Below are 6,761 nucleotides of genomic sequence, written 5' to 3' on the forward strand. Positions count from 1 at the left end.
GGGTGAAAACAAGTAAACCTATTCTAGGACAGGTGCCTTACGATAGCCTGTTATTTGCTCAAAAGCATAGGCCACTTGAATTAAGAGCGGTTCACTAAAAGCAGTTCCTGCAAAAGTAATTCCAACTGGCTCACCCTCCGCCGTGTAACCCGCAGGGACAGCAATCGATGGATAACCAGCCTTAGCGCTGATATGTGAACCTTCATCGCTTGGAAAAACGATAACATCCAGGTCATATTTTTCTAAGGCAAAGTCAATACCTTGCTGTTTGGCATGATATAGGTCAAATTCCAGTGCTTCGACATATACAGCATCTGTTAAGGATCCGCTCGTTTTTTCTGATTCCTGCAGCACCTCCTGCCCGTACTTCAACATTTTTTCTTCATTTTGCTTATTAAACTCGATTAGGTCAGCTAATGTTCTTACCGCAATGGAAGGGTGTAATTGACTTAAATATGCATTTAAGTCAGGTTTAAATTCATACGTTAAAACATCATATTTCCACGCTGCTTTGGCCGAGGGAATTTCAACATTTTCAATGGCATCAGCTCCTGACGTTTTCAATACTTCCAATGCTGCAGCCACAACTTTTTGCTTTTCCTTACTTAAACGTTCAATAAATCCTTCCAATGCAAAACCAATTCTTTTTCCTTTCAGACCATCTTTCAAAAGGAACTCCGTAAAGTCAAATCCATTGAACGGGTTGGTTTTGGTGATGGGGTCGTGATCATCTTTTCCACATAAAGCATTCAAAAGAATGGCAGCGTCTTCAACCGTTCTAGCCATTGGACCAGCCGTATCCTGAGTATGAGCGATGGGAATAATCCCTTTTCGGCTAATTAAGCCCACAGTAGGCTTGATGCCAACTAACGAATTTTGGCACGCAGGATTTAAAATGGAACCCGATGTTTCCGTTCCGACTGCAGCCGCGGAAAAATTAGCAGCAATCGCAGCGCCAGAGCCTGAGCTTGAGCCACCAACATCATATTTGCCTGGCCCATAGGGATTAAGAACCTGGCCGCCGCGTGAGCTATAGCCGCTTTTCATTCCAATAGCCATGAAATTCGCCCACTCTGTCATATTGGTTTTTCCAAGAATGACTGCGCCGGCTTTACGTAATTGCTCTGCCACAAAGGAATCTTGTAACGCAATTGAATCCTTTAGTGCAAGTGAACCGGCACTTGTATGCATTTTGTCGTGAGTATCAATATTATCTTTTATTAAAATGGGAATTCCGTGCAACTGGCTCCGTGGTCCTGATTCTTTCCGTTCAGCATCAAGTGCTTCAGCTATTTGCAAGGCGTCAGGATTGACTTCAAGAATGGAATGGAGTCGAATATCAAAAACCGAAAGTCTATGTAAATACATGAGGACCAGTTCTTTAGCTGTGAGTTCGCCACTCTCCATTTTTTCTTGAATCTGGCTGATGGTAATTTCCTCAAGCCACTCATCATGCAAATTTTTCAATTTAGGATTTTTCATCATTCTTACCCCCGTTTCTCCTATACAATTCAAGAAAAAAGTAGAAATTCCTTTTAAAAAAAGCATCTTAAGTTACACACCTTAACCGAGCATAGAATTGAATGGAATGTAAAAAGTACACCCAGATAATAATGGTGGTGTGTGCAGAGCTGAACTCCACCTAATTCAATGTGGTAAATGTTTGTTTTTCACTCCTAAAGGATATACTGATTTTTTTTGCGACACTCCGCACCGTTTTCCATGCAAAAAGACAGTGGGATATCCGCCACTGTCTTACTTTATCGTTTTAACTTTTGACTTCTTTGTTCCTCAGCAATAATGTTACCTTGATAAAAAACTCTTTTATGAAGCGGAAGATTTAATTCTCGGCAATAGCGCTTCAATTCTCTTTCTTCCCTTTCGGTCACAAGTGAGATGACGGTTCCATTCGCTCCCATTCGCCCTGTTCTACCAGACCTGTGTACATATTGAGAAATATCCTTTGGAAAGTCAATCTGAACAACATGGGTAACCCCTTGAATATCAAGGCCTCTAGCCGCAACATCTGTAGCAATCAGCATTTTCATTTTTCCATCACGGAAAGCTTTTAATGCTGCTTGTCGCTCTAACTTCTTCATGTCACTATGGAGGATACCTGTTGAAAGTTCTTTAAAATGAAACTTTTCTTTAAACACTTCGATTTCACCAATGTCATTGATAAACGCAAGCGATTTACTATCATCTAAACGAGTAATTTTTTCTAATAGCTTAATCTTATCTCTTTGTTCACAAAGAAAATAAATATGCTCTACTTCTCCGGAAGAGGCCGCCTCATCCTTTTCAATTCGAATGACCTCCGGAGTCTTTGTAATCCCCATCGCCTGCTGCTCTATTCCAGGTTTCATCGTTGCCGAGAATAACACGACTTGACGGTCACTCATCGTTGATTTAACAATGCTTTGAACAGTGTTAAGATGCTCAGAGATAAGGAGCTGATCTCCTTCGTCTAAAACAATCATTTTCACTTCATGCATTTTTACCTTTTTTTGCTTAATCAACTCAAGCAACCGTCCTGGTGTAGCAAAAATCACCTGAGGGCGCTTTTTCAATTTTTCCAGCTGCCGTTTTACGTTGGCGCCACCAATTATGGAGGTGCCTCTTATGGCGCTTCCTTCCGACCATTTCTGAAATTCTTGATAGACCTGCATGATTAGCTCCTGTGAAGAAGCGAGCACCACTGCTTGTAAGGCTGGAAGTTTGTCATCGATTTTATTTAATAATGGAAGTAAATAAGCGAGTGTCTTACCGGTACCTGTCGGTGATTCAGCAATCACATCTTTTCCATCTAGAATTATTGGAACAGCTGCTTCTTGAATAGAAGTAGGATGTTGAAACCCTGATTTTTCCCACGCTTCCTGCAAATTAGGCTTTAAATTAGTTAACATTTTGTACTCCTTTAATTCAATATCTTTTTCTTATTATTTGTTTTTCGATATCTTATTGATACTATCGTATTAACCTTAGGGTGTCTAGTTAGGAATAGGAATCATGATGAAGTTTTGAAGTAGAGGACAATCCAGACCATATGGTACACTAGGACGGAGAAATATAGGACACAGGTAGAAATCAACAACGCTCTACTCCACCCTTTTAATGGCCGAAGGAAAAACAAACCGAGCAGCATGAGTGGCAAACAAATTTTAATCATATAGAAATAGAACCAGCTTTGATCAATCACTAATTTCATTGCTGGGTTTCCTTCCTCTACAACACCCGAAGCAATCCCTAGATGGGTCAGGATGGCATCCAACACACCTGCCATAACCAGGAATAAACAGAGTCTCATGGTTTCTCCTCGTTTCATATTATCAGTACATTCAATATTTCTTATTTCCTGCATACAATTACGTACTTTATTAAGAACGTCATTAAAAATAAAAGGCCGCTTATAGCAGCCACATATTTCCAATATTAACATTATACATTAAAACGCACGAAAATCATCTTAATAATGAACGATTTTTCTAATAAAATTGCTCGTTATTAGTAGCACATGTTAATCAAATGTTCGGAACGTTAATTTATACAGGTTCCGCTTTATTACCTCAGATTGAATCATTTTTTCATTAAAGCTAATTTGAATTTTTCCGCTTCCGGACAATATCTTCACTTTTTCCACACCACAATATTTTTGCATGCCGCGTTTAATTTTTCCTATACATCCGGAGCAGGCCACCTCATTTAATGCTAATTCAATCATTTTCATCAAATAAAACTCCCTTCTAAAGTTCAAAACGATTTTTCCATAAAGGATTGACCGAATTTCATACATTGTTCTTTTTCCGCTGCAGTTGGAGCAAGATCAATTTTTAAACCATCCAGAACGACTTCTGCACCTAACTCAGCTAATTTTTCTGTTAAAATATCAACAGCTCTGCCGCGATGTTCATAGGATGAGTCACATGAGCCAAAGACTGCAGCCCTTTTTCCAGTTAAATTTAATCGGTCCATTTCATCGTAGAAATCGAGATATTCATCCGGTAAGTCCCCATCGCCCCAAGTATAAGCTCCCAATAGAATACCGTCATAGTCTTGAAGATCTACTACATCTACCTCGAGAATATCCTTTACCACGACAGAACCACCGGCCGCTTGTATGCCGGCACCAACTAGGTTAGCTATCTCTTCCGTATTCCCTGTCATGCTCGCGTATACAATTAAACAAGCAGCATTCATCAGCAACTCACCTCTTGTTTTTCTTTCATCATAATGGGAATCGTTCTCATTAACCTTGATCTGCATCAAGAAAACAAAGAATTGATTAAAATCACTACATAGCGTCCATAAAGCAGATAATATTAAGCTTATAGACTGACAAATAGGGAGTGGGTTAAGAATGGGCTGTGAACATTGTTGTTCTCACCAATCTTCATGCATCACATCTGTTCCGGTATTTAAAGGGTTGAATGAGGCGGACCTACAATTGTTGCAAAAAGTAACAAGGAGCAACCAATTTTTAAAAGGGGAATATATTTTTCGGGTCGGAGAGCAGTCTGAAAAACTATTTGTGGTTAATGAGGGCCTAATTAAATTGACTATAATGTCTTTAGAAGGCAAAGAACAAATTGTCCGTTTGTTGTTTCCAGGGGATTTCTTTGGGTTATTTTCAATCTTGAAAAATGAAAAACACTATATAAATGCGGAAGCTATCGGGATTCCAACGGTGATTTGCTCTATCGATAAAAAGGATTTTCTGCAAACGATGGAGAATAATGCGGGGTTGGCTTACCGCTTTTTACTAGCCGTTAATGACCGTTTGTATGAAGCGGATGAGTCAGTGGGATTTTTGAGTCTGATGGAAGTAGAACAGCGGCTGGCAAGGGCACTTATTCTTTTTCATGAGAAAATGAATGCAGGCAACGAGGCCTTTACCTTGCCAATAACGAAAAAGGATTTAGCTAGCTATATCGGTACAACCCCAGAATCAGTCAGCAGGAAGCTGTTAGAATTTATGTCCCAAAAGTGGATTGTTATGGACGGCCGCAGAAAAATTCAGATTCTGGAATTGGACCAACTTAAACAAATGGCAGAATTGGATTAAAGCTCGTCTAATTTGACGGCCATAAGCCGGAAATGCATTGGATCCAGTTCGTTGACGATTACATTCAATCCCAACGATTGTAAATTGGCTATAAGCGGCTCTCCACGATGGGGCAAATGGATTTCAAAAATGGTGCCTACTGGTGCGGCATTGATAAAATCTAAAATTTCCCGTCGTGGGTGTTCCCCCTTAGCCACTCGTTCGCGGATATCCATCACGGCTTTTTTATCAACGATCTCAAACATAATTTCTGCTCTCCTTTGTTAAGAATTTATGCTTCATTCTATCACCTTTCTCTCCGAAAGAAATTGATTTATATCAACTTGGCTTTAGATTTCCAGCCACTAAAAAAGAGCTCTAATCACTGTGGTTCCTGCTTTCCCTCTAAAAATCAGGGTGGCTTTTGCAAAATTGTAATTTCGAAAGCTTTGTGAACATTGGCGGCGAATCGATATATGCAGGAGCAAATGGTGATAAAATGAACAACTATAAGATAACAATGTAACGGAGTTGAAAATGATGTTTAAAAAGATGTCGCTGATTGCTTCTCTGTTGTTTTTTCTATTAGGGACGAATGTTTTTGCCCAATCACATATAGAGGATTCTTCTAAAAAAGAAGGTTCAGTACTTCCACAAACGCATCCACAAATTTCATCATCCTTAGTGATAACAGCTTCAAAGAATGAAGCACCACCAAAAGGTTCAGCAACGGATCAGTCCGATAAAGGTAGAAACCCTTCATCTTCACATACAAAAAAGGCTAATACAGTAAATCCTTCATTTAAAGACTACGTTGTACCGGTTACTGTAGGTCTAATAATCATCGTCGGCTTCGGAAGCTACTGGTTAATTTTTAGAAGGAAACAAGTCTAAAAGAGACTTCGCTAAACCTCTATCTCATCCAAACATCTAGTTCACCCAATTTACTTTTTTACTATTTATATGAAAAATAGGGTTTTTGAAAATATCTTTTCTGGATGAGGATAATAGGTATTTAGAATGAAAATAGCACATTCATAAGAATGTACTATTCAGACTGTCGACAAATTCGAAGAATTTCGGGTTTAGCGACAGTTTTTTTTTGTTTTGCTGCATTAAACTTGTCAGTTGATTTCCGTTCCAGGCGCTTCGCTTTCCGCGGGCGGTTCGGTGAGCCTCCTCGGCGCTTCCAGCGCCTGCGGGGTCTCCCCTGTCCCGTACTCCCGCAGGAGTCTTCGCGCCTTCCACTCCAATCAACAGAGCGTTTTTCAATAAAGACCTTCAACTCAACTAATAAATAATAAAAAATAAGTGGTGAAATCAATGTTTAATCCAAAAGAGTCTAGCCAAAGTGAATATGAATTGGTGTCTATTGATGAATTAGTTCCAGACGACCGCCTTCTTCGCATGATTGACAAATATATAGATTTTACATTTCTTCTAGAAAAAGTTCGTCCTTTTTATAGCGAGGATAATGGTCGCCCATCTCATCCCCTTATTCTTTTTAAAATGATGTTTATAGGGTATCTTTTTGGCATTCGTTCTGAAAGACAATTAGAAAAAGAAATTAAAATGAACATTGCCTACCGCTAGAAAAAGTGTGTTGCAATTCTTTAGGTTGATTTGCCACCCTGTTGATTGGAGCGGAGGGCACTCGACTCCTGCGGGATAGAGAGGTCACGGGAGACCCCGCAGGCTCCAAAAGAGCCGAGGAGAAGGA

Annotated in this window: 8 protein-coding genes and 1 pseudogene; 3 read left to right on the forward strand and 6 right to left on the reverse strand. The window is 39.7% G+C overall.

What is annotated here, in order from left to right; genetic code table 11:
- Positions 1 to 18 precede the first annotated feature (18 nt).
- The 5 genes from M5A78_RS23000 to M5A78_RS23020 form a co-directional block, all read right to left on the reverse strand.
- Entirely contained in the window at positions 19 to 1,482 is a 1,464-nt protein-coding gene (locus tag M5A78_RS23000; protein ID WP_248737627.1) for an amidase family protein, read from the reverse strand.
- 278 nt (positions 1,483 to 1,760) lie between these two features.
- Entirely contained in the window at positions 1,761 to 2,906 is a 1,146-nt protein-coding gene (locus tag M5A78_RS23005; protein ID WP_248737620.1) for a DEAD/DEAH box helicase, read from the reverse strand.
- A gap of 101 nt (positions 2,907 to 3,007) precedes the next feature.
- Positions 3,008 to 3,307 carry a DUF5658 family protein gene (locus M5A78_RS23010; protein ID WP_248737621.1) on the reverse strand — a complete coding sequence of 100 codons (300 nt, stop codon included), beginning with the start codon at positions 3,305 to 3,307 and terminating at the stop codon, positions 3,008 to 3,010.
- 210 nt (positions 3,308 to 3,517) lie between these two features.
- Positions 3,518 to 3,727, reverse strand: a complete 210-nt coding sequence (locus tag M5A78_RS23015) for a heavy-metal-associated domain-containing protein (protein WP_248737622.1) — start codon at positions 3,725 to 3,727, stop codon at positions 3,518 to 3,520.
- Positions 3,728 to 3,750: 23 nt separating this feature from the next.
- On the reverse strand, positions 3,751 to 4,197 hold the full coding sequence (locus M5A78_RS23020; RefSeq protein WP_248737623.1) for a flavodoxin: 447 nt from the start codon (positions 4,195 to 4,197) through the stop codon (positions 3,751 to 3,753).
- Between the two features lie 247 nt (positions 4,198 to 4,444).
- Here M5A78_RS23020 and M5A78_RS23025 point away from each other — a divergent pair, with 247 nt between their 5' ends.
- Complete coding sequence (locus M5A78_RS23025) at positions 4,445 to 5,062, forward strand: Crp/Fnr family transcriptional regulator (protein ID WP_248737624.1); 618 nt, start codon at positions 4,445 to 4,447, stop codon at positions 5,060 to 5,062.
- On the opposite strand, the gene M5A78_RS23030 is transcribed toward M5A78_RS23025, so the two are convergent.
- Positions 5,059 to 5,307, reverse strand: a complete 249-nt coding sequence (locus M5A78_RS23030) for an amino acid decarboxylase (protein WP_248737625.1) — start codon at positions 5,305 to 5,307, stop codon at positions 5,059 to 5,061. The two genes, M5A78_RS23025 and M5A78_RS23030, sit on opposite strands and share 4 nt — an antisense overlap.
- 271 nt (positions 5,308 to 5,578) lie before the next feature.
- On the opposite strand from M5A78_RS23030, the gene M5A78_RS23035 reads away from it, so the two are divergent.
- Entirely contained in the window at positions 5,579 to 5,935 is a 357-nt protein-coding gene (locus M5A78_RS23035; protein ID WP_248737626.1) for a hypothetical protein, read from the forward strand.
- A gap of 429 nt (positions 5,936 to 6,364) precedes the next feature.
- A pseudogene (locus M5A78_RS23040) lies at positions 6,365 to 6,631 on the forward strand (transposase); the annotation flags it as partial.
- Positions 6,632 to 6,761 lie beyond the last annotated feature (130 nt).

Source organism: Neobacillus rhizosphaerae (assembly GCF_937468385.1).
Lineage (GTDB): Bacteria > Bacillota > Bacilli > Bacillales > Cytobacillaceae > Neobacillus > Neobacillus rhizosphaerae.